This is a genomic window from Nocardioides sp. Z30_9, from assembly GCF_058215735.1.
In genome coordinates this window covers 639,511-660,597 of sequence record NZ_JBZAJF010000001.1, presented here as the reverse complement: position 1 = coordinate 660,597, position 21,087 = coordinate 639,511, and the positions used below count along the sequence as shown (strand labels likewise).

Genomic DNA, 21,087 nt, shown 5'->3' with positions numbered 1-21,087 from the left:
TCACCTACGTTCCCAGAAGCTCGGGCCAACCGGCTCGGTGAAATCGCTGCGAGCGATCAAGTAACCCTCGTCGTCCAGGTCCAACGGTAGCTGGGGCACTGCACGAGCGGCCGGGCCGAAGACCACCCTGCCGTTGTCCGCGAGGTCGAAGGTGGACTGGTGGCACGGGCAGAGCAGGTGATGGGTCTGCTGCTCCCACAAGGAGATGGGGCAACCGACGTGGGTGCAGATCTTGGAGTAGCACAAGATCCCGTCGATGCCCCAGTTCTCACGGCCCTTGGCCACCTTGATGTCGTCAGGGGGCATCCGGACGACGATGACGGCGGCCTTGGCCTTCTCCTGCATCAGCTCGACGCCCTCGATGACGTGCTCGCCCTCGGCGTTCTCTTCGAAGAACAGCGCAGGCTCGCCGTTCACCAGCTGGCCGACCTCCATGTCCTGGGGCCGGATCGGGGTGCCGTCGACGTCCTGGACGACGCGCATGCCCTTCTTCCACACGGTGTGGAAGAGCTTGTCGCCGGGAAGGGGGCCGAGGTCGCGCAGCGCCACGATCGGGGCGAGGAGCAGGATGCCGAGTGCGCCGAACAGGGAGTTGCGCACCAGCGGGCGGCGCCCGATGCCGGACTCCTCCGCGCCGACCGAGAGCGCCTCGAGGGCCTGCTCGCGGTCTTCGGGGGAGGATGCGCCGGGGTGGCGCATCTCGATCATCTCCTGGTCGCTCATCAGCTTGCGGGCCCACTGGATGACACCGATGCCGATGCACAGCAGAGCCAGGCCGAGGGTCGTGCCCAGGGCAGGCGTGGAGAGCCCGAAGCCGAGGGCGTGGTCGGGGTCGTCGCCGATCTTGAAGACGAAGAACGACACGAAGAACAGCACCGTGAACACGGCCGAGAGGAAGAACAGGGTGACGATCTGCCGCTCGGCGCGCTTCTCCGCCGCCGGATCGACGTCGGTGGGGCGCGGCTGGTGCTCGTGCATCCCTGGATCGGGGATCGGATCGCCCTCGACCGTGGAGAGCTCCTGGTTCTCGCTCATGCCTGGTTCTTCTTCCTCGAACGGGTGGAGTTGGCAGCGATCCACACTGCCGCGCCCACGAGGGTGCCGATGCCGACCAGCCAGCCGAAGAGGCCCTCGGAGACGGGGCCGAGGTTGCCGAGGCCGAAGCCGCCGTAGCTGGGCGTCTCCTCGCTCTTCTTCAGGTAGGCGATGACCTGACGCTTGTCATCGGGGGTCATCAGCTCGTCGGAGAACACCGGCATCTGCTGGGGGCCGGTGAGCATCGCCTCGTAGATGTACTTGGGGTCGACGCCCTGGATGTCCGGGGCGAACCGGCCGCGGGCGAGCGCGCCGCCCTTGCCGGCGAAGTTGTGGCACGCCGTGCAGTTGGTGCGGAAGAACTCGCCGCCGCGCACGATGTCCTCGTTGCTGGCGTCGTTCGGGTCGTAGTCGGCCTTGTTCGGCACGTCGGGACCCGGGGCGAGGGAGGCGACGTAGGCGGAGAGCGCCTCGATCTCGTCCTCGTCGTAGACCGGGGGCTTGCGCAGGGCCTGGGTGCCGGGCTGGGACATCGGCATCCGGCCGGTGCCGACCTGGAAGTCGACCGCGGCCGCGCCCACGCCCACGAGGGTGGGGCCGTACTGGTTGCCCTTGACCGTGGGAACGCCCTCGGCGTTCTTGCCGTGACAAGAAGCACAACCGACCAGGAAGAGAGCGCGGCCCTTGGCCACCATCTCCTCGTCGGCGGCCTTCGTCTGGGCCGTCGCGGGGGAGAGCGCGGCGTACATGCCGCCGGTGAGCAGCAGGCCGAGCACCAGCACCAGGGGGGCGGCGAGCCGGGAGCGGCGACCGACGGAGAGTCGGCCGGCGATCCGGTGAAGCAACCCGTTGCTGGGTTTCTTGAAGAGTGGCACCTGTGGGTCCTTTGTGGTCAGTGCTACTTGATCAGGTAGACGGTCGCGAACAGGGCGATCCACACCACATCGACGAAGTGCCAGTAGTAGGACACGACGATCGCGGTGACAGCCTGCTCGTGGGTGAACTTGCGTGCGATGAGGGTGCGGCCGAGCACGAACAGGAACGCGATCAGTCCGCCGAGGACGTGGATGCCGTGGAAGCCCGTTGCGAGGTAGAACACGGTGCCGTACGCCGAGTCCTGGATGGTGAGGCCCTTGTGGACCAGCTCGGCGTACTCGAAGGCCTGCCCGGCGATGAAGATCGCGCCCATGATGTAGGTCAGGGCGAACCACTCGCGCAGGCCCCAGAGCTTGACCTGGAGGAGCTTGCCGGTGCGGCCCACGATGCCGTCCTCGGCCTTGAACACGCCGAGCTGGCAGGTCACCGAGGACAGCACCAGGATCAGGGTGTTCACCGTGGAGAACGGCACGGCGAGCTCCACCGTGTTCTGGGCCCACAGCTCAGGACTCACCGACCTGATCGTGAAGTAGGCCGCGAACAGCGCCGCGAAGAACATGAGCTCGCTCGCGAGCCACACGATGGTGCCTACGGCAACCATGCTCGGACGGTCGTCGTGAGCATGGAGCCGGGATGCTGGGATAGCCGTTGCGTTCGCCACGTCGTCATTATTGCCCGACGGTTCCGAGACAGCACCCCTACCCCCGGTGTTTCGCTGCGATCTTGGTTCTGCTGCGTGCGCAGGCACCGCCTAACCTGTGGGGGTGCCGCCCTTTTCCTTCTCGGCCGTCTTCACCCAGTGGGGACTGCCGCCGATCCTGTTCGTGCTCGTCGTCTGGGCCACTGGTCTGTACCTGCTCGGCGTGTACCGCCTGCACCAGCGCGGTGACCGGTGGCCGATCGGACGCACCCTGGCCTTCGTCGGCGGCGGGATGGGGTCGTTCCTGTTCGCCGCCAGCTCCGGGATCGCGGCGTACGACACCACGCTGCTGAGCGTGCACATGGTCCAGCACATGATCCTGTCGATGCTGGTGCCGGTGTTCTGCGCACTGGGCGCACCCGTGACCCTCGCGCTGCGGACCCTGCCCCCGCGGCCGCGTCGTCTGCTCCTGAGCCTGCTGCACTCGCGCTTCGCCCGGGTGCTCACCTTCGCGCCGATCGCGTTCGCGCTCTACGTGCTCAGCCCGTGGGCGCTGTACTTCACCGGCTGGTACACCGCGACGCTGAACTCCGACCTGCTGCACGAGTTCATGCACCTGCACCTGGTGGCGACCGGGGCGCTGTTCTTCACGCCCATCCTGGGCGTCGACCCCGTCCCCGGGCGCGTGGCCTACCCGTTCCGGATGCTGACGCTGATGCTGTCGCTTCCCTTCCACGCCTTCCTCGGCGTCACGATCATGGGCCAGACCCAGCTGATCGGGGGGGACTGGTACCCCAAGCTGGGCGAGACGCTGTCGTGGCTCCCGGACCCCCGCGACGACCAGCACCTGGCCGGCGGCATCCTGTGGGCCTCGGGCGACCTGATCGCACTGATCCTGTTCGGTGTGCTCTTCGCCCAGTGGGTGCGTTCGTCCATCCAGGAGGGGAAGCGGGAGGACCGGCGGCTGGACCGCCTGGAGCGGCTCCAATCCACCTCCTCCGCCGCCGAGTCCAACCGGTAGCATCGTCCGCGTGACCAGCCAGCCCGCGCCCTTGAAGGTGCTCGTCTACAGCGACGACCGCGACACTCGCCAGCAGGTGATCCTGGCCCTCGGCAGGCGTCCCCACCCCGACCTTCCTCAGCTGGAGTACGTCGAGGTGGCCACCGAGCCGGTCGTCATCCAGCAGATGGATGCCGGCGGGATCGACCTGGTGATCCTGGACGGCGAGGCGGTCCCCGCAGGCGGGCTCGGCATCGCCCGCCAGCTCAAGGAGGAGATCTACGAATGTCCTCCGGTCCTGGTGCTCACCGGCCGGGTGCAGGACAACTGGCTCGCGACCTGGTCGCGCGCCGAGGGCGCCGTCGCCCACCCGCTCGACCCCATCGAGCTCGCCGAGGCCGTGACCCGGCTGCTGCGCTCGCGGGTCGCGGCGCAGGCGTGACGGTCACCCGCTGATGGGCGCGATCACGTGGCCCGAGGTGCTCGGGTCACTGGTCGGGGGCGCCGACCTGAGCTCCGAGCAGACGGCGTGGGCGATGGGGGAGATCCTCTCCGGCCAGGCGACGCCGGTACAGATCGCGGGGTTCGCCGTGGCGCTGCGCGCCAAGGGCGAGACCGTCGATGAGCTGCAGGGACTCGTGGACGCCATGTACGTGCACGCGACGCCCCTGTTCGTGCCCGGACGCGTCCTGGACGTGGTCGGCACCGGGGGAGACCGCTCGTTCTCGGTGAACATCTCCACGATGTCGGCGATCGTGGCAGCGGGAGCAGGAGCGCCGGTCGTCAAGCACGGCAACCGCTCCGCCTCGAGCAAGGCGGGCAGCGCGGACGTGCTCGAGCAGCTCGGCATCCGCCTCGACCTCACGGCCGACGAGGTCGCCCGCGTCGGTGCCGACGCCGGCATCACCTTCTGCTTCGCAGCGGCCTTCCACCCGGCACTGCGGCATGCCGCGACGGCTCGCAGCCAGCTCGGCATCGGCACCACCTTCAACTTCCTGGGCCCGATCGCGAATCCCGCGAAGCCCGAGGCACAGGCCATCGGGTGCGCCGACCGGGCGATGGCCCCGGTGATGGCGGGCGTGTTCGCCCGTCGCGGCGTGGACGCCTGGGTCTTCCGGGGCGACGACGGGCTGGACGAGCTCACCACGACCACCACCTCGAGCGTGTGGGCCGTCGAGGGGGGCGAGGTGGTCGAGCACACGCTGGACCCCGCCGAGCTCGGGATCCCCCGTGGCACCGCCGAGGGGCTGCGCGGCCAGGACGCGGTGTACAACGCCGGCGTGGTCCGCAGCGTGCTGGCGGGAGATACCGGCCCCGTCCGGGACGCCGTCCTGCTCAACGCCGGCGCCGCGCTCGCGGTGCACGCGGCGCAGGACGGATCGCTGGAGGAACGGCTCCTGGCGGGCATCGAGCGCGCCCGCGAGGCGATCGACTCCGGTTCGGCTCAGGCCACCCTCGACCGCTGGGTCGCAGCGACCAGCTGACCGGCGCCCAGGCGCGTGCGGGCCCTAGATATCAGTCGAGCCCGAGGGAGAACGCAGACTCCAGGTCGTGGCGCGAGTAGCTGCGGAACGCGATGTGGGTCTCGGTCTCCATCACGCCGGGGACCTTGTTGATCTGGTCGGCCACCACACGGGCGACGTCCTCGTGGTCGGTGACGCGCACGAGCGTGATCAGGTCGATCTGGCCGGTGACGCTGTAGACCTCACTGACCCCGGCCAGTGCCGCGATGGCCTCCGCGACCTCGGGGATGCGGGCGACGTCGGCCTTCACGAAGACGATGGCGGTGATCATGGGGCCAAGGTATCCCGTCGGGGCTCACGGTTCAGGGCTGGTGGACCGTGGCGAGGCTGCGGCGCTCGTCGAAGGGCTCCAGCGAGGCACGTGAGGTCTCCACGGCGTCGTGCAGGGCCAGGTGACGGGTGGCGCCGCGGACCGGGCAGGTCCACTCGCCCTCGACGTGCACCAGGCGTACGCCGGGCTGCTCGAGCCAGCGCAGGATCTGCTCGGACTCCTCCGCGCTCGCCGAGGGGGTCGGCCCGGGGCCGCCGAGCACGGTCTCGGCGGACCCGCGCAGCTGCGTGACCCACTCGCCGGCATGGGCATCGGCGGGGATCACCCCGGCAGCGGCCAGCCTGCCGTGGCGCACGACGTGCACCGCCCACCGGTGGTCGTCCTCGCGGCGGGCGGCGACGAGCTCGGCGCACGAGGACAGGGAACCCAGGCGCTGGGTGCGTGCGGCCGCCCTGAGGAACGCGGAGAGCCGGTCGCGATGGACTCCGGCCTCCTCGAACCTCTCGTCCTCGGCGAGGCGGTTCATCCGCGCCGTGAGCGAGTCCACCACGTCGTCGGCGCGGTGCAGCAGGTTCTCGCGCACCCGGGTGACGAGGTCGGCGTAGTGGTCCATCGAGATGCTGCCGTCGCACGGGGACAGGCACCGGCCCATCTCCGCCAGCACGCAGGCGGAGCGCGTCGGGGTGATCGGCAGGCGGTCGCTGCACTGCCGGATCGGGAAGGCCTCGTGCAGCGCGGACAGGCACTTCTCCGCGACCCGGCGCGAGCTGAACGGACCGAGGTAGTCGGCGCCGTCCTCGGCGATCTTGCGGACCAGCGAGAGCCGGGGCCACGGCTCCACGGTCAGCTTGAGCCAGTGCACCTTCTCCGGGTGCCGGCTGCGGCGGTTGTAGCGGGGCTTGTGGGCGGCGATCAGGCGCAGCTCGCGCACACGGGCCTCGAGCGGGGTGGCGCACTCGATACCGGTCACCGACGCCGACAGGTTGACCATCTCGCCCATCCGCGAGCGGCTCTCCGAGGCGGTGAAGTAGGAGCGCACCCGGGTGCGGAGGTCTCGTGAGGTGCCCACGTAGAGCACCCGCTCCTGCTCGTCGCGGAACAGGTAGACGCCGGGGGAGTGCGGCAGGTGCTCGGCGAGGTGGCGCTTGCGGCGTACGGCGGGACTGACCCGCGAGGTGTAGGTGGAGAGCTCCTCGAGCGTGTGCACGCCCAGCCCGCCGAGGCGCTCCATCAGGCCGTGCAGCACGTCGACGGTCGCCCGGGCGTCGGAGAGGGCCCGGTGGTTGGGGGTGGTCGTGGACCCGAACGCCACCGCGAGCGAGCTCAGCTTGCAGTTGGGGGCGTCGTCACGGGTGATCACGCGGCGGGCGAGCCGCGCCGTGTCGAGGACCTCGAACCCCGGCCAGGGGTGCCCCTGAGCGGCGGCGAAGTGCTTGAGGAAGCCGATGTCGAAGGGCGCGTTGTGGGCCACGAGGACGCTGCCCTGGGCGAACTCGAGGAAGGCGGGCAACGCCGACTCGATCGGAGGGGAGGAAGCCACCATCGAGTTGGTGATGCCGGTGAGCACGGCGATGAAGGGCGGGATCTGCGTGTGCGGGTTGACCAGCGTCTGGAACTCGCCGAGGACCTCGCCGCTGCGCACCTTGACCGCGCCGATCTCGGTGATCATCGCCCCGCCTCGCACCGAGGCGCCGGTGGTCTCGAGGTCCACCACGCAGAAGGTGACATCACGCAGGGGGCGCCCCAGCTCGTCGAAGCTCATCTGTGCGGACCACTTGCTCACGTGGACGACGCTAGGCAGCCGCACCGACAAAAGCCGCCAGGCAGGGCCGTGGACGTGGCGAAAGCAACACTGTCGGTGGCAGGTGGTGGAGTCCGGGTATCACTTCCCCAGCACCACCCCCGAGGAGCCCACAGATGAGCGTTCACATCGACTGCGACACCTGCCTGGTGCGTGGCCTGTCCTGCCACGACTGCGTGGTGACGGTCCTGCTCGGGCCGCCTCCCGAGCTCAGCTTCGACAGCGAGGAGCAGGAGGCTCTGGGCGTTCTCGCCCAGTCAGGACTGGTGCCGCCGCTGCGCATGGTGACACCGATGTCGGGCCCCGAGGTGGAGTCCGCGTGAACATGAACACAGCCCCTTGCGCCCCTCGCCGAGTTGGCCACCGTGCGGTTTCGTGCTTAGTGTGTTGAACCTAGGGCCCTCGGACCAGCACACCGACCAGGTGAGCTCGGGGGCCGCGCCGAGTCTGAATCAGTCACTCCCGAGTGTCTGTGCCGGAGCCGGGGACCCACGTTACTTGGGGTGAATCCGGCCAACGCGTCACTGAGGTGTCGCGGAGGCTGGTAGGGCGTCTTTGGGCCCGAATCCGTCAGCTGACCTGGTAGGCGTACAGACAAAGAGGAGACCGACCGATCTTGCTCGACGGCCGGAAAAAAACCCATGCCCGAATTGCCGCGGCGGTCACGACCACGGCACTGACCACCCTCGGACTCGGCGTCGTCGCGCCAGCGCCTGCCGCAGCCGCTCCGAACGGCATCGAAGCCGTGCAGGCGAGGGTCGACCGACTCTCGGACCGCGCCGAGGCCGCCGAGAAGCGGCACGACGCCGCCAGGTCGACCCTGGTGAAGAAGCGCACGACGCTCGCGCGGGTCCGTGCCGACATCCGCCACCATCGCCAGGTGCTGGACAGCCTGCGCGCCCAGGTGGCCAGCACGGTCTCCAGCGATTCGGTGAGCGCCGCCGGCGCCTCGATCCCGGCCAAGGACCTCTCGCGCAGCGCCGACGTGCTGCTGTCCAACGTCACCTTGACCACCGAGGAGGCGGGAGCCAGCGCACAGGCCCTGGCCGACTCGAACATCAAGCTTGCGCAGCTCCACGAGCGCCGGGTGGCCGTGCGCGGCCAGGTCGACGCCCAGGCGGGCCGCGAGAAGGCGCTGCTGGAGCGCAAGCGGAGCGAGGACGCGCGGGTGGCGAACGCCAACGCGCACCTGAAGCGGCTGGAGGCGCAGGCCGAGGCTGCCCGGGTCAAGGCCGCGGCCGAGCGGCTCAAGCGTCTCGGCGGCCCGGTGCTGGCCTACGCGAAGTCGAAGATCGGCAACTCCTACGTCTACGGCGCTGCCGGGCCGTCGTCCTTCGACTGCTCCGGCCTGACCATGATGGCCTGGGCGCAGGCGGGCGTGAGCCTGCCGCACAGCTCCTCGGCGCAGTACAATTCGGGGACCCGTGTCTCCGAGAGCGAGCTGCAGCCAGGTGATCTCGTCTTCTACTACAGCCCGATCAGCCACGTCGGCATCTACATCGGCGACGGCCAGATCGTGAACGCGCTGAACCCCGGTTCCGGGGTCAAGATCTCCGGCCTGCACGACATGCCCTACGTCGGCGCGGTCCGCCCTGGCTGACCGACCCGCCCGCAGAGCCGCTCGCCCGTTCGGGGCGGGCGGCTTCCTGCTTGTTGCGGGGCTGCTCGTGGCCCTGCTCGCCGGGCTGCTGGCCGGGTGCGACCGCGAGGTCGACGTGGCGCCGCCCAAGGCGCCCCCCGGGGCCGAGGCCCGCGATCCCGGGACCGCCCAGGCTGCTCTGGACGCGCTCGTCGCAGCCGTGCGCGAGCAGGACCGGGCAGCCGTCGGGGCCGTGGCCGCGCCCGGCGCCCGGGAGCTCCTGGAGGGGATCCTCCAGAACTCGGTCGACCTCCGGATCGGTGAGCTGTCGATGCGCTACGTCGAGGAAGCGGCACCGCTCGACGGGAAGGAGCAGGCGCGCTTCGGCGAGGGTTCCTGGCGCGGCACCGTCCAGCTCGCCTATCGCTACGACGGCCTCGACGAGTCGACCGCCAACCACGAGACCAGCGTGGTGTTCGTCCCGCGCCCGGACGGCGCCGCGATCGCGTCGATGGGCGGGGAGAACGACCGGAGTCCGCTGTGGCTGGTGGAGCGGCTGAGCGTCGTACGCACGCCGCAGTCGTTGCTGGCCGTGGCCGGTGACTCGGCGGGGCGCTATCCCGCCCTGGTCACCACCGCGCTGCGCCAGGTGCGGAAGGTGCTCCCGCAGTGGCGTGGTCCGCTGCTCGTGGAGGTTCCCCGCAGCAGGGCCCAGCTGGACCGGGCGCTGTCGGCGGAGTCCGGCAAGTACGACAACATCGCCGCTGTGACCACCACGGCCGACGGCTCGCTGCGTCCCGGAGCGCCGGTGCGGGTCTTCGTGAACCCGGGCGTCTTCGAGAAGCTGCAGGACCGGGGCGCACAGGTGGTGATGACCCACGAGGCCACCCACGTCGCGACCGACGCCACGTTCACCTCGATGCCCACCTGGCTCCTGGAGGGCTTCGCCGACTACGTCGCGCTCGAGGGCGTGGGCGTGCCTGTGGACGTGGCCGCCGGCCAGATCCTGGCCAAGGTCCGCAAGGAGGGGGCGCCTCGTGACCTGCCCAGCACCGAGGACCTCGACCCCACGGCGGCGGGACTCGGCGCCACCTACGAGGAGGCCTGGCTGGCCTGCCGCTTCCTGGCGCGCGAGTACGGCGCGGACCGCCTGCTCGCCTTCTACGAGGCGGTCGGCTCCGGCGCCTCGACGCAGGAGGCGTTCCGCACCCGGGTCGGCACCACGCAGCGAGAGTTCGTGATGCGCTGGCGCCGTGACCTGGTCCGCCTTGCCGGGGTGGCAGGCTGAGCGACGTGCCCCCCGGACAGCGACCCAGCGTGCGGCTGTGCCTGGGCCTCATCGGTGGATCAGTGCTGGTCCTGGTCGTGCTGGGCGTGCTGTTCGTCCCGTGGTCGTGGCTCCCGGGTGGCGAGCTGGTCGAGGTGCGGGGGAGCGAGGTGTTCTCCTCGGCGCACCTGCGTCGGGCCGAGGCCTACGCCACCGCGCAGCGTCACCTCAGCTGGGCAGCGCTGGCGGTGCAGCTCGTGCTGGCCCTGGTCCTGGGGCTGACCCCCCTGGGCGCGCGGCTGACGCGGCGCCTGCCGCGACCGTGGTGGCTGCGCGTCGCGCTGGCCACCTTCGTCCTGGTGCTGTTGGGCGAGGTGGCCGTGTCGCCGTTCTCGGTCGCCATCCGGCGCAACGCGCTCGAGGAGGGTCTCACCCGCCAGTCGCTGGCGGGCTGGCTCCGCGACCAGGGCACCTCGCTCCTGGTCGACTGGGTGCTCGCCGCCGTGGTGGTGCTGCTCGTCGTCGGCACCGCGAGACGCTCACCGCGGCACTGGCCCGCCTGGACCGCCCTGGCCGGTGCGGTGCTCACGGTGTTCGGCTCCTGGGTGTACCCGGTGGTGGTGGAGCCGTTGTTCAACAACTTCACCTCGCTGCCCGACAGCAAGCTGCGCTCCGAGGTGATGGCGCTGGCGCGCAAGGAGAAGGTGCCGGTCTCCGACGTGCTCGTGGCAGACGCGTCCCGGCGTACGACGACCCTGAACGCCTATGTCTCGGGTCTGGGGAACACCAAGCGCGTCGTGCTCTACGACAACCTGGTCGACGATGTCCCCCGGCGCGAGGCGCTCTCGGTCGTGGCCCACGAGCTCGGCCACGCCCGCAACCACGACGTGCTCCTCGGCACGAGCCTGGGCGCCACCGGCGTGGTCGCGGCCAGCGGACTTCTCGGCCTGCTGCTCGGCCGTCGGCGCCTCCTCGCACGGGCCGGCGTCGAGGGCGCCGGCCAGCCGGAGGTGGCCGCGCTGCTGCTGGCGCTGGTCGCGGTCGGGTCGCTGCTGGTGAGCCCGGTCGAGAACACGATCAGCAGGGCGATGGAGGCGCGTGCGGATCGTGCCGCCCTGGAGGCGACAGGCGACGAGGCCGGGTTCGAGCAGATGCAGCTGCGGCTGGCCCGTCGTTCCCTGAGTGACGACGACCCACCGAAGTTGAGCCAGTTCTGGTTCGGCAGCCACCCGACCACCCTGCAGCGCCTGGGACTGGCCCGGGCACTGGAGCGGCAGAGGACGGGATGACCCGGCCCGTCACCCGGGGGTGACGGGCCAGGCTTCCCGCTCGCGACTACCACCCCCGGTGCCGCGGACGTGCTGCTCAGACACGCCCGCCGGGGAGCCGCGGCGTGCCTGCACTGGTTCAGCGCAGGAGGTTCAGGTGGTTGGATCCGTGCCCGAGGCGGATCAGCAGGCGGTACCGGAAGTGGTGCCGCTGTTCTTGAAGCTCTTGCAGGTGCCCTGGAAGGCCGTCTTGATCACGCCGCCGAAGGCGAAGACGATGACCACGACGAGCGCGGCGATGCCGGCGACCAGCAGGCCGTACTCGACGGCGGAGGCGCCGTCCTGGCCGCGGCGCCGGGACTGGATGCTTCGAATGAGGTCGAGCATGGGTTTCTTCTCTCTGAGCGGGGGACCCCGGGGGCGCCCGGCCCGCCACACCAGTGGCGGACCGGGCGCTCGGGTGCTGCTGGTTCCACCACCCCCCGGTGCGCGGGCGTGATGCCGGCCCGCAGCGGAACCATCTGCACGGCTGCGCTCGTGGCGCAGACTTCTTCGACAAGCTGGGGGAGGCGGGTCGTGCGGCTCCCTCCCGAATGCCGCACGGCTCGTCTCCCGGTCTCGGGCGCGGCGCCCGGTGGAGTCAGCTGCCCTCCACCGGGCCCGGCGCCTGTTCCTGGGGCAGGGTCAGCAGGCCTGCGCGGAGCCGCTGCCGCTTCCCTTGACGGTCTTGCAGGTGCTCTCGAAGGCGCCCTTGATGACGCCGCCGAAGGCGAAGACGATGACCACGACGAGCGCGGCGATGCCGGCGACCAGCAGGCCGTACTCGACGGCGGAGGCGCCGTCCTCGTTGCGGCGGCCGGTGATGGTGCGGATGAACTCGAGCATGAGTGTGTTCCCCTCTGGAACTAGGTGGATTTTCGGTCGGGCCGACCCACATGGCCCGGCGTACAGAAAGTATGGCAAAAACGGACAGATCATGACATTGGTCGTCCGGTTTGAACCTTCTGGCCCACTTGGCACTAGCGGACTAGTCCCTTTGGGTCATGCCGCCCGGAACCGCTTGACACCGCGGCCGGTTTGACGACCGCGGAGCCCTTGAAAAGGGCTCAGCCGGGGGGTGTGGCGGCGCTGATCAGCCCGAGGCGCATCGCCGTGACCAGGGCCTGGGCGCGGTTGGCGGCGCCGAGCTTCTCGTAGATCCGGCCGATGTGGCTCTTGGCCGTGGACTCGCTGAGGAAGAGCCGTCCGGCGATCGCGGTGACGCCGAGGCCGTCGGCGAGCAGCTCGAGGACCTGGCGCTCCCGGTCGGAGAGCCGGGGGGCCCCCGAGCTCATCCGCCTGATCATCGCCTCGCCGAGGCCGGTGCAGGAGAAGGTGAGAGGGGAGACGATCGCCTGGCGTGCGGCACTGATCACCGTCGAGGTCGGGGCGTCCTTGCCCACGAACGCGGACGCTCCGGCGTCCATCGCCGCGAACAGCTGCTCGTCGCCGGCGTACATGGTGAGCACGACCAGTCCGATCTGGCGGCTCTCCTTGCGCAGCGTCCGGACCACGTCGAGACCGGAGCCGTCGGGGAGCCGGACGTCGGTCACCACCACGTCCGGGGCCACCTGCTGCGCGAGCGCGAGGCCGTCGGCGACGGAGCCTGCCTGGCCTGCGACAGCGAAGCCCTCGGCCTGCGTGAACGCACCCGCCAGCCCCTGGCGGATCAGCTCGTGGTCGTCGATCAGCAGCACGGTCGTCATCAGGCACCCGGTGGTCGTCCGGCCTCCGCGTGCAGGCTAGCGGTTCGGGGACCCCACACGGACCAGGACGCGTGTTCCGGGGCTCTCGGGATCGGGTTCGCGCACGTGCAGCTCCGCGCCGATCATCCGGGAGCGCTCGCGCATGATCATCAGGCCCTGCGAGTCCGGCCTGGGGGCGTGGGGTGAGATGCCGTCGTCGCGCACCTCGATCTCGGCGAACGGGGACCGCACGGTGCACCGCAGCCACAGGTTCGCGGCTCCCGAGTGCTTGCGCGCGTTGGCCATCGCCTCCTGGGCGATGCGCAACAGCTCGTGCTCGACGTCGCTGGAGAGCCGTGGGCCCTTCTCGTCCAGCGTGACGTGCACCGTCATCGGGGAGCTCGCGCTCACCTGGTTGGCGTACGCCGAGAGGCTCTCGCCGAGGCCGGCGCCCGCGGCGATCTCGTGGCGCAGGTCGAAGATGGAGTGCCGCAGCTCGGTGACCACCCGGGTCACCTCCTGGCGCAGCTGGGCGATCTGCTGCTGCTGGACCGGGTCGGCTGAGGACTGGGCCAGGTTGTCCACGAGGTAGCCCAGCGAGGCGACGTCCTGGGCCACCCCGTCGTGGACCTCCCGGGCGATCCGCTGGCGCTCCTGGCTCATCGCGTTGTCCCGCACGCGGCCGAACAGCAGCGCAGCCTGGAGCTGTACGGCGTGCCGCGTCAGCCGGTTGCGCAGCCCGAGCGCCGCGTGGGAGTCGATCGGCTGGAGCGTCTCGAGCACGAGGACCGCGACGGTCTCCTCGCCGGCCACCAGGGGGATGGCCACGTGCCGGTCGCGGATCACCACCTCCTCCTCGTGGCGGGCCTGGGCGGCCAACGGCTCGGCCCAGGGCATCGAACCGGGCTGGGTGCCGACGGAGTAGCGCAGCGGGGACATCGACTTGTTCTGTGAGCGCACGAACACCCCGGCGCAGCGCACCGGCACCACCAGGTCCGCCTCCACCATGATCTGCTCGGCGATGTCGACCGAGTCCAGCCCGCCGCTGAGCTTGCCCGAGAGCGCCTCCAGGCGCCGGATCAGCCCGACCGCGCTGCGGTAGGAGGCGTCGGCGTCGGGGCTGGTCGCCGCACGACGCAGCGCGGAGCCCATCAGCCCGATGCCGACGGCGGTGGCCAGCCAGGTGAACCCGCTGGAGGCGAGCTCTCGGTCCCACTGCCGGATGACTCCGGCCCAGAGGACCGCGAGCAGCCCGAACTCGGCCGCGACGACGCTGAGCAGTCCGCGCAGGCCACGATCGAGGGCGCCGATCAGCGCGGGGATGACCAGGTAGGGGGTGATGTTGGCGTGGTCGGGGTAGACCAGGACGGCCAGGGTCGCCACGGCCATGCCCTCGATGACCGCCACCGTGAGCTCGGAGAACCGGTGGGTCAGGGACAGCACGATCGCCAGGGCGGCCGCGAGCAGGACCAGCAGCGCGCCCTTGACGTACTCGCCGCCGGCCAGCGCGGCCAGGGGGGTCAGGGCCGCGATGGTGAACACTCGGGCGGCGAGTGCCACCCGGCCTACGTCAGTCACGCTCAGAGCTTGCCCTGGAAGCTGTCCATGATCGCCATCGCGGCGGGTCCCAGGACTGCGATGAACAGGCAGGGGAGGATGCAGAAGATCAGCGGGACCAGGATCTTGACCGGCACCTTCTGCGCGGCCTCCTCGGCCCACTGACGGCGCTTGACCCGGATCTCGGAGGACTGGACCCGCAGGACCTGGCCCACCGGGATGCCGAAGGCGTCGGCCTGCACCATGGCGCTGACGAACGCGCGCAGGTCGGGCAGGTTGGTGCGGTCGGCCAGCGACCGCAGCGCGTCGGAGCGGCCGAGGCCGATCTGCATCTCCTGCAGCATCCGGGCGAACTCGTCGGCGAGCGGGCCGTCGGTGTTCCGGGCGACCTGGGCGCAGGCGGCGTCGAAGCCCAGGCCCGACTCCACGGAGATCGTCAGCAGGTCGATGGCGTCCGGGAGCGCCCGCTGGAGCTTCTCCGAACGGTCGTAGGTCTGCTGGTGCAGGTACATGTTCGGTGCCATGTAGCCGGCCAGCGAGGCGAGCAGGACGAAGCCCAGCGTGGGCAGGAAGCCGAGGCCGAGGATCAGGGAGAGCACCAGCGAGGCCACCAGGGCGAAGGCGAACCCGACGACCTTTCCGGCCATCACCCGCTCCACGGTCCAGCCGAACGGGTTGCCGGCCAGCTCGAGCTTCTCGCGGATCCGCTCGCTGGCGTCCTCCGGGGTGAGCCGGCGACCCATGCGCTGGCTGCGCGCGAGCAACGGGAACAGCACCCGGTCGGCGAACGAGGGCTCGAGGTCGCCCTTCATCTCGTCGGGCGCGGAGGTGAGGGCCTCCAGCACCGCGATGGAGCGACCGACCCCGGCGCCCTCCTTGGTGGTTCCCCCCACCGAGGCGAGGGCGAGGAAGACGGCCCCGAAGATCATCACGCAGCCGACGAGCAGCACCATCCCCATCACACGTCCACCTTTGCGACCTTGGACATCCAGAACACGCCCACGCTGAGCAGGACACCCATCAGGATGCACAGGATCCAGCCCATGGGGGTGGTGTACAGCGGCTTCACGTAGTCCGGCTTCGACAGCGTGAGGTAGAGCAGGAACCCGGGAGGCAGGCCGCCGAGGATGTAGGCGGACAGGCGGCCCTCCGCGGAGAGAGCCCGGACGTGGCGGCGCATGTACTCGCGCTCCCGCAGGGTGGCGGCCACCGTCAGCAGCAGCTCGGCCAGGTTGCCGCCGACCTCGCGCTGGATCCTGATGGCCATCACGACCCACTTGAAGTCGCGGCTCTCCATCCGGTCGGCCATGCCGTCCATCGCGTCCTCGAGGGTCACCCCGAGCCGGCTCTCGATCACCACGCGCCGGAACTCACCCGCGATGGGCTCGGAGCCCTCACGCACGATGGTGTCGATCGACTGGCCGAGCGAGAGGCCGGCCGACAGGCTCCCGGACATCAGCTGGAGCGTGTCCGCCAGCCCGAGGCCGAACGCCTTGAACCGCTTGGACCGCTTGTGCTTCAGATAGAACCAGGGGCCGACGATCGCGACCACGATGCACACGAAGCCCAGGACGACGTTGCCGGCGCCGAGCAGGAGCCCGAGGAGCCCGCCGCCGATGGCGATCGCCGCGTGCAGCAGCAGCCACTCCGCGGGACGCAGGGCGACGCCCGCGCCCTCGAGGCTGTGCGCGATCCGCGCCTCGAGGTTCTGGTTGTTCGCCAGGGCACGCTCGGCGGCCTGCTTGGCCTGGCCGGCGAACGGGTTCGCCGGCTCCGCGTCGCGGCGTGGCCCGGACTGGCCCGGGACGGCCATCACGCCGTACGCCCGGATCTGCTCGTTGAGGGTGAGGTCGTTGGAGGGCTTGCGGGACCCGGTGGCCATGGCGGCGACCAGCCCGAGCAGGCCGAGCCCGATGGCCGCTACCGCGCCGTACATCACCGTGGGGGAGAGGTCGAAGGGGCCGGCCTCGACCACCTGCGGTATGGCCGCCACGGCCTTGGCGGCCTCGATGTCGGCCTCGCGCTGCACCGGGACGTACGCCGCAGCGGTGTACGTCGAGGTACCGGTGGGGACGGCGACCTCCACGTTCGCGCTCGTCTTGTCCATGCCTGCGGGGATCTCGGCGGTCACGACCACCTGGCGGGCGAGGTCGGCGGCCTCCTTGGCGAAGGCCGCGGTCAGCGCCGCCGGGTCGGCGGTCGTCAGCATGGTGCCCTTGCTGGCGGTGGCGATCGCGTTCAGCGGGCGGTTGGCGTCGTCGCCGGCCTGCAGCGACACGACGTCGACGACCGCGCCGGACTTCTTCACCGCCGCGACCACGTCGTCCAGCCGGGTGCGGGTGGTGTCCTTGCCGTCCGAGAGGAGGAGGATCTTGCGCTGCCCGGAGGTCTGGGACTGGGGTCCGGCGGCCTTCAGGGCGCCGAGCACGCCGTCGTACAGCGCCGTCTGCAAGGTGAGCTTCAGTCCGAGGATCGCGGCCCGGGCTGCGTCGCGGTCGAGGCTGGGCGGCACCACGAGCTTGACCGTGGAGTCGAAGCTCAGCACGCCCACCCGCACGTTGGCAGGCACCGTGGCCAGGTAGGCCAGCGCGGCCTTCTTGGCCTCGGCGATGCGCTGTCCCTTCATGCTCGCGCTGGTGTCGATCGCCAGGACCGAGGTCCGGGAGACCGCGCTGCTCTGCGAGGCGGCGTTGGCGGTGCCCTTCACCTCGGTGCCGTCGATGCTGACGGTGACGGAGCCGAGGTCGACCGCATCGCTGCCGGGCACCGAGACGAGGAGGCGCAGGTTGCCCTTCGACGGCAGCGCGTGGTCGATCGCCGCCTTCTCGCCAGCGGGGTCAGCGAGGGGGAGCGCCGCGTGGGCGGGAACCGTCGCCGCGAGCGGCAGGAACAGCAGTGCGAACAGGACTGCCGAGACCAGATGGCTCCGGGCACCGCGCAGGCGCACCAGCAGGTCGCTCATCGGTGGTAGTCCGAGGTGGCGAAGATGCGGGGGTCCACGGTCACGTTGTTGTGCAGCATCTTCTCGAGGAACTTGGGGCGCAGGCCGGTGGCCCTCAACGTCCCCAGCGAGCGTCCCTCGGAGTCGAAGCCTGCGGAGTTGTCGAACAGGAAGATGTCCTGGAGGGTGATCACGTCACCCTCCATCCGCTCCACCTCGGTGACGTGGGTGATCCGGCGGGTGCCGTCCTTGAGCCGGGCCTGGTGCACGATCAGGTCGACCGCGGAGGCCACCTGCTCGCGGATCGCGCGGATGGGGAGGTCCATGCCGGCCATCAGCACCAGCGTCTCCAGCCGGGAGCAGGTGTCGCGCGGCCCGTTGGAGTGGACGGTGCAGATGGAGCCGTCGTGGCCGGTGTTCATCGCCTGGAGCATGTCGAGGGCGGAGCTGTCGCGCACCTCACCGACCACGATCCGGTCGGGCCGCATACGCAGGGAGTTGCGGACCAGGTCGCGGATCGTGACCGCGCCCTTGCCCTCGATGTTCGCGGGACGCGACTCCAGGCGCACGACGTGGTCCTGCTTGAGCTGGAGCTCGGCCGCGTCCTCGATGGTGACGATCCGCTCGTCGCTCGGGATGAAGGACGAGAGCACGTTCAGGGTGGTCGTCTTGCCGGCGCCGGTGCCCCCGGAGACGACGACGTTGAGCCGGCCGCGCACGCAGGCGTCGAGGAAGTCGGCGGTGCGGTCGCTGAGCGAGCCGAACCTGATCAGGTCGTTGACCGTCAGCGGGTCCGCTGCGAACTTACGGATGGTCAGGGTGCTGCCGTCGATCGCCAGCGGGGGTACGACGGCGTTGACCCGGCTGCCGTCGGGGAGCCGCGCGTCGACCATCGGGGAGGACTCGTCGACGCGCCGGCCGATGCGCGAGACGATCTTGTCGATCGTGCGCCGCAGGTGGGCCTCGTCCTTGAACTTGCCGTCGACCTTGACCAGCTTGCCCCGGCGCTCGAGGTAGATGTCGAAGGGCCCGTTGACCATCACTTCGGCGACGTCGATGTCGCGCAGGTAGGGCTCCAGCGGCCCGTAGCCGAGGATGTCGTCGGAGATGTCCTGGGTGATCCGCTCCCGGTCCGCGCGGGTCAGCGGGCGGTTATTCCCGGCCAGGACGTCGCCGAGCACGGCCCGGACCTTGGACTCGAGCTCGGCGGCGTCGAGGTTGGCGTCGTAGAGCTGGGGGCCGAGCTGCTGGAGGAGCTCGCTGTGGACGTTCTCCTTGAGGTCCTCGAACCGGTCCTTGACCGCCTCCGCCCGGGCGGTCTTCGCGACCGAGCTCGTCTTCGTCGAGGTGCCCGGCTTGGCGCCGTTCGAGCTGGGGCTGTGGTAGCCGCCGGCCTCCGCCTCGCTGACGCTGCTGTCCGGCTGCGTGCCCGGGGTCACCGTGGGGATGTGCGGCGTCGCCTGGGCGACCCCGGTGGCCGGGGGAGCGTCGATGGGCACGTCCGCGCGGCGCTTGGGGACCGGGGCGGACGGGGTGGCACCGGCCGGGTCGGCCCCGTCGCCGGGGACCTGGGTCGCCCGGTTGAGGGCGGCGAGCCGGTCGCTGAGGCTGCTCACGGCGCCACCTGCTGCTTGCGCTGCCGGCCGAAGAAGCTGCGCTTGGCGGGCGCGGTGGCCGCCATCGCGGCCGCGGTGTTGCCGGCGAGCTTCTGCGCGAAGGCGTCGAGGGCCTTGGAGACCGGGTGACCGGGGTTCGAGAGGACGATCGGCCGCCCGTGGTTGGTCGCACTGGCCACGGCCGGCGTACTGGGCAGGGAGACCTCCACCGGCATCGAGAGGATCTCCTCGACGTTCGCCTGGGAGAGGCCGACCTCCTCGTCGGCCCGGTTCAGCACGAGGTGCCGGTTGTTCGGGATCAGGTGGAGGAGGTCGAGGGTCTCCATCGCGACCTTGGTGTTCTTGATCGTCGGTACGTCGAGGGTCGCCATCACCACGAGCTCGTCGGTCTCGTCGAAGGCACCCAGGACCTGGTCGTCGAAGCCGGGCGGGGTGTCGATGACGACGTAGTCGAAGTGGCGGCGCAGGGTCTGGATCACGCTTCGCGCCAGAGTGGCGGTGACCAGGTCACGGCCCTCGGGGTGGGTGGGGGCCGCGAGGATCGAGATGCCGCTCTCGTGTCGGGTCAGCAGCTGCTGCAGGAGCGAGTAGTCGAGGTCGGCCTCGGACTCCGCGGCGTCGGTGATCGTGCGCTCGGGGATGACCTGCATCGTGATGGCGACGTCGCCGAAGGCGAGGTCGAGGTCGACCACGCACACCTCCGCGCGGGTCCGGGCGAGGGCCACGCTGAGGTTGACCGACATCGTGGTCTTGCCGACCCCGCCCTTGGGGGAGAAGACCGTGAAGACGCGGCCGTCGCGCTCGCCCGGGTTGGTGGGGCCGTGGATGGCCTCCCAGGTGGTGCGGGCACGGCTCAGGGCGGTGTTCAGCGCCGGCTGGTCGTTGGCGGCGACGACGGCGATGATGCCCACCTGCATGGCCTGGGCGTAGATCTCGGGATGCAGGTCGTGGCGGATCAGCACCACGCTCGTGGCGGGGTAGCCGATCCGGGTGCGGTCGGCGAGCAGCGTCGCGGTGGCCATGTCCATCGTGGGGCCGATGACGACGGCCGAGTGGCCGCGTCCCGTCAGCAGCCCCTCCACGTCGTCGGGGCGCGAGACGACCGGGGACCCGGCGGGCAGGGCGTTGACCAGGACACCGGCGGTGGTGCTGTCAGCCTCGACGAGGATCGGCATCGGGGTCCTTCCTTTCAGCGGGGGCGGGGGGAGTCAGCGGGTCGGGGTCACTGGAACAGGTTCGACCCGGTGACGCCGCCGGAGGGAGCGACCTGGGAGTCCTTGTTCATCAGGCCGAAGGACAGCTCGCCGTTGCCGCTGCCGTAGAGCACCCGCTCCGCCTCCGCCTGGCTGACCGCGAGGGTGAGCAGGGTCTTGGGCAGCTGGTCGACGACCTGGGCGCCCGCGGCGTCCGTGGTGGTGGTGGGTACGACGGTCGTCGTACCCGCGCCGATGACCTGCACGTTGGGGAGCAGGAGCCTGGTGAAGGTGCCGGCGCCTGCGGTGCCGTTCATGAAGATGGCGACCTTGTCGCCGGGGTTCACGAAGCCCGCGACGCGCGCGGGGTCGGAGAGGTTGATCGAGACCGCGATCTTGCCCTTGGGGATCGTCAGGCTCGAGGCAGCGCCGGCGGCGCCGAACTTGGTGCTGATCAGCTGCTCGCCGGGGTAGATGTTGGTGACGGCGACCTGGCCCGCGACGGGCTCGGTGCCGGTGAGCGCACCGGGGAGCAGGTCCTGCTGGGAGACGGTCCCGGTCTCGATCTTGCCGGCGGCCTGGGCAGCCTCGATCGTCTCGCCCACGGGGATCTGCTTGACCACGCGCAGGACCTGGACGGCGGCGTAGCGCTGGTCGGCCCGGTTGTCAGCGGTGCGGACGTAGAGGAAGACGAGCAACGTACCCAAGGCTGCGATCACGGCCGCGACGACGAGGAGTACTTTTCTGCGATCCATGAACGGTTGACCTAACTAGTCCGTGGGGGGCAGGAGCGTTG

Annotated in this window: 21 protein-coding genes and 1 riboswitch; of the genes, 7 read left to right on the top strand and 14 right to left on the bottom strand. The window is 70.6% G+C overall.

Annotated elements, in window-relative coordinates; genetic code table 11:
- The 3 genes from qcrA to ctaE are packed head-to-tail and all read right to left on the bottom strand — an operon-like array spanning position 1 to position 2,572.
- Complete coding sequence (qcrA, locus tag AC4BGB_RS03310; RefSeq protein WP_490544687.1) at positions 1-1,035, bottom strand: cytochrome bc1 complex Rieske iron-sulfur subunit; 1,035 nt, start codon at positions 1,033-1,035, stop codon at positions 1-3.
- On the bottom strand, positions 1,032-1,910 hold the full coding sequence (qcrC, locus tag AC4BGB_RS03305; RefSeq protein WP_490544684.1) for a cytochrome bc1 complex diheme cytochrome c subunit: 879 nt from the start codon (positions 1,908-1,910) through the stop codon (positions 1,032-1,034). Before qcrC ends, qcrA begins: the two co-directional genes overlap by 4 nt.
- Positions 1,911-1,933: 23 nt before the next feature.
- Positions 1,934-2,572 carry an aa3-type cytochrome oxidase subunit III gene (ctaE, locus tag AC4BGB_RS03300; RefSeq protein WP_490544682.1) on the bottom strand — a complete coding sequence of 213 codons (639 nt, stop codon included), beginning with the start codon at positions 2,570-2,572 and terminating at the stop codon, positions 1,934-1,936.
- Between the two features lie 103 nt (positions 2,573-2,675).
- On the opposite strand from ctaE, the gene AC4BGB_RS03295 reads away from it, so the two are divergent.
- The 3 genes from AC4BGB_RS03295 to trpD are packed head-to-tail and all read left to right on the top strand — an operon-like array spanning position 2,676 to position 5,035.
- On the top strand, positions 2,676-3,572 hold the full coding sequence (locus AC4BGB_RS03295; RefSeq protein ID WP_490544680.1) for a cytochrome c oxidase assembly protein: 897 nt from the start codon (positions 2,676-2,678) through the stop codon (positions 3,570-3,572).
- A 1-nt stretch (position 3,573) separates the two neighbouring features.
- Positions 3,574-3,993: an Rv3143 family two-component system response regulator gene (locus AC4BGB_RS03290; RefSeq protein WP_490546778.1), complete on the top strand. Its 420-nt coding sequence runs from the start codon at positions 3,574-3,576 to the stop codon at positions 3,991-3,993.
- Between the two features lie 13 nt (positions 3,994-4,006).
- Positions 4,007-5,035 (top strand): anthranilate phosphoribosyltransferase, encoded by a 1,029-nt coding sequence (trpD, locus tag AC4BGB_RS03285; protein ID WP_490544679.1) that lies wholly within the window; start codon positions 4,007-4,009, stop codon positions 5,033-5,035.
- Between the two features lie 31 nt (positions 5,036-5,066).
- Here trpD and AC4BGB_RS03280 read toward each other — a convergent pair whose 3' ends face one another.
- Together AC4BGB_RS03280 and AC4BGB_RS03275 are read right to left on the bottom strand one after the other, a co-directional pair.
- Entirely contained in the window at positions 5,067-5,345 is a 279-nt protein-coding gene (locus AC4BGB_RS03280; RefSeq protein WP_490544677.1) for an Lrp/AsnC family transcriptional regulator, read from the bottom strand.
- Positions 5,346-5,376: 31 nt separating this feature from the next.
- Positions 5,377-7,128, bottom strand: a complete 1,752-nt coding sequence (locus AC4BGB_RS03275) for a DEDD exonuclease domain-containing protein (protein ID WP_490544675.1) — start codon at positions 7,126-7,128, stop codon at positions 5,377-5,379.
- A gap of 134 nt (positions 7,129-7,262) precedes the next feature.
- Between AC4BGB_RS03275 and AC4BGB_RS03270 the strand changes: the two genes are divergently transcribed.
- The 4 genes from AC4BGB_RS03270 (at position 7,263) to AC4BGB_RS03255 (ending at position 11,281) form a co-directional block, all read left to right on the top strand.
- Positions 7,263-7,469, top strand: coding sequence for a hypothetical protein (locus tag AC4BGB_RS03270; protein ID WP_490544673.1), 207 nt, complete (start codon positions 7,263-7,265; stop codon positions 7,467-7,469).
- Between the two features lie 127 nt (positions 7,470-7,596).
- Positions 7,597-7,750: riboswitch (cyclic di-AMP (ydaO/yuaA leader) on the top strand.
- 12 nt (positions 7,751-7,762) lie between these two features.
- On the top strand, positions 7,763-8,746 hold the full coding sequence (locus AC4BGB_RS03265) for a C40 family peptidase (RefSeq protein WP_490544671.1): 984 nt from the start codon (positions 7,763-7,765) through the stop codon (positions 8,744-8,746).
- A gap of 67 nt (positions 8,747-8,813) precedes the next feature.
- Complete coding sequence (locus AC4BGB_RS03260; protein WP_490544669.1) at positions 8,814-10,013, top strand: gluzincin family metallopeptidase; 1,200 nt, start codon at positions 8,814-8,816, stop codon at positions 10,011-10,013.
- Between the two features lie 5 nt (positions 10,014-10,018).
- Positions 10,019-11,281: a M48 family metallopeptidase gene (locus AC4BGB_RS03255; protein WP_490544667.1), complete on the top strand. Its 1,263-nt coding sequence runs from the start codon at positions 10,019-10,021 to the stop codon at positions 11,279-11,281.
- A gap of 162 nt (positions 11,282-11,443) precedes the next feature.
- Here AC4BGB_RS03255 and AC4BGB_RS03250 read toward each other — a convergent pair whose 3' ends face one another.
- The 9 genes from AC4BGB_RS03250 to cpaB all read right to left on the bottom strand — a co-directional run bounded on the left by AC4BGB_RS03250 (position 11,444) and on the right by cpaB (position 21,046).
- Positions 11,444-11,647, bottom strand: coding sequence for a Flp family type IVb pilin (locus AC4BGB_RS03250; protein ID WP_490544666.1), 204 nt, complete (start codon positions 11,645-11,647; stop codon positions 11,444-11,446).
- A gap of 297 nt (positions 11,648-11,944) precedes the next feature.
- Positions 11,945-12,145, bottom strand: coding sequence for a Flp family type IVb pilin (locus AC4BGB_RS03245; RefSeq protein ID WP_490544665.1), 201 nt, complete (start codon positions 12,143-12,145; stop codon positions 11,945-11,947).
- Between the two features lie 221 nt (positions 12,146-12,366).
- Positions 12,367-13,005 (bottom strand): response regulator, encoded by a 639-nt coding sequence (locus AC4BGB_RS03240; RefSeq protein ID WP_490544663.1) that lies wholly within the window; start codon positions 13,003-13,005, stop codon positions 12,367-12,369.
- A gap of 36 nt (positions 13,006-13,041) precedes the next feature.
- Positions 13,042-14,562, bottom strand: a complete 1,521-nt coding sequence (locus AC4BGB_RS03235) for a sensor histidine kinase (protein ID WP_490544661.1) — start codon at positions 14,560-14,562, stop codon at positions 13,042-13,044.
- Between the two features lie 2 nt (positions 14,563-14,564).
- Positions 14,565-15,500 (bottom strand): type II secretion system F family protein, encoded by a 936-nt coding sequence (locus tag AC4BGB_RS03230; RefSeq protein WP_490544659.1) that lies wholly within the window; start codon positions 15,498-15,500, stop codon positions 14,565-14,567.
- Positions 15,500-17,503: a type II secretion system F family protein gene (locus tag AC4BGB_RS03225; RefSeq protein ID WP_490544657.1), complete on the bottom strand. Its 2,004-nt coding sequence runs from the start codon at positions 17,501-17,503 to the stop codon at positions 15,500-15,502. Before AC4BGB_RS03225 ends, AC4BGB_RS03230 begins: the two co-directional genes overlap by 1 nt.
- Positions 17,500-19,098, bottom strand: a complete 1,599-nt coding sequence (locus tag AC4BGB_RS03220) for a TadA family conjugal transfer-associated ATPase (RefSeq protein WP_490544655.1) — start codon at positions 19,096-19,098, stop codon at positions 17,500-17,502. Before AC4BGB_RS03220 ends, AC4BGB_RS03225 begins: the two co-directional genes overlap by 4 nt.
- Positions 19,095-20,273, bottom strand: a complete 1,179-nt coding sequence (locus AC4BGB_RS03215; protein WP_490544653.1) for a CpaE/TadZ family protein — start codon at positions 20,271-20,273, stop codon at positions 19,095-19,097. The genes AC4BGB_RS03220 and AC4BGB_RS03215 overlap by 4 nt, the downstream gene beginning before the upstream one ends.
- Positions 20,274-20,320: 47 nt before the next feature.
- The gene (gene cpaB, locus AC4BGB_RS03210) at positions 20,321-21,046 is read right to left on the bottom strand and encodes a Flp pilus assembly protein CpaB (RefSeq protein WP_490544651.1); all 726 of its coding nucleotides are present in this window, start codon (positions 21,044-21,046) and stop codon (positions 20,321-20,323) included.
- Positions 21,047-21,087: the final 41 nt, after the last annotated feature.

Coding starts and splice junctions, on each gene's coding strand:
- qcrA (WP_490544687.1), bottom strand. CDS start 1,035: ATGAGCGAGAACCAGGAGCTCTCCACGGTCGAGGGCGATCCGATCCCC.
- trpD (WP_490544679.1), top strand. CDS start 4,007: ATGGGCGCGATCACGTGGCCCGAGGTGCTCGGGTCACTGGTCGGGGGC.
- AC4BGB_RS03280 (WP_490544677.1), bottom strand. CDS start 5,345: ATGATCACCGCCATCGTCTTCGTGAAGGCCGACGTCGCCCGCATCCCC.
- AC4BGB_RS03270 (WP_490544673.1), top strand. CDS start 7,263: ATGAGCGTTCACATCGACTGCGACACCTGCCTGGTGCGTGGCCTGTCC.
- AC4BGB_RS03250 (WP_490544666.1), bottom strand. CDS start 11,647: ATGCTCGACCTCATTCGAAGCATCCAGTCCCGGCGCCGCGGCCAGGAC.
- AC4BGB_RS03245 (WP_490544665.1), bottom strand. CDS start 12,145: ATGCTCGAGTTCATCCGCACCATCACCGGCCGCCGCAACGAGGACGGC.
- AC4BGB_RS03240 (WP_490544663.1), bottom strand. CDS start 13,005: ATGACGACCGTGCTGCTGATCGACGACCACGAGCTGATCCGCCAGGGG.
- AC4BGB_RS03230 (WP_490544659.1), bottom strand. CDS start 15,500: ATGGGGATGGTGCTGCTCGTCGGCTGCGTGATGATCTTCGGGGCCGTC.
- AC4BGB_RS03225 (WP_490544657.1), bottom strand. CDS start 17,503: ATGAGCGACCTGCTGGTGCGCCTGCGCGGTGCCCGGAGCCATCTGGTC.
- AC4BGB_RS03215 (WP_490544653.1), bottom strand. CDS start 20,273: ATGCCGATCCTCGTCGAGGCTGACAGCACCACCGCCGGTGTCCTGGTC.
- cpaB (WP_490544651.1), bottom strand. CDS start 21,046: ATGGATCGCAGAAAAGTACTCCTCGTCGTCGCGGCCGTGATCGCAGCC.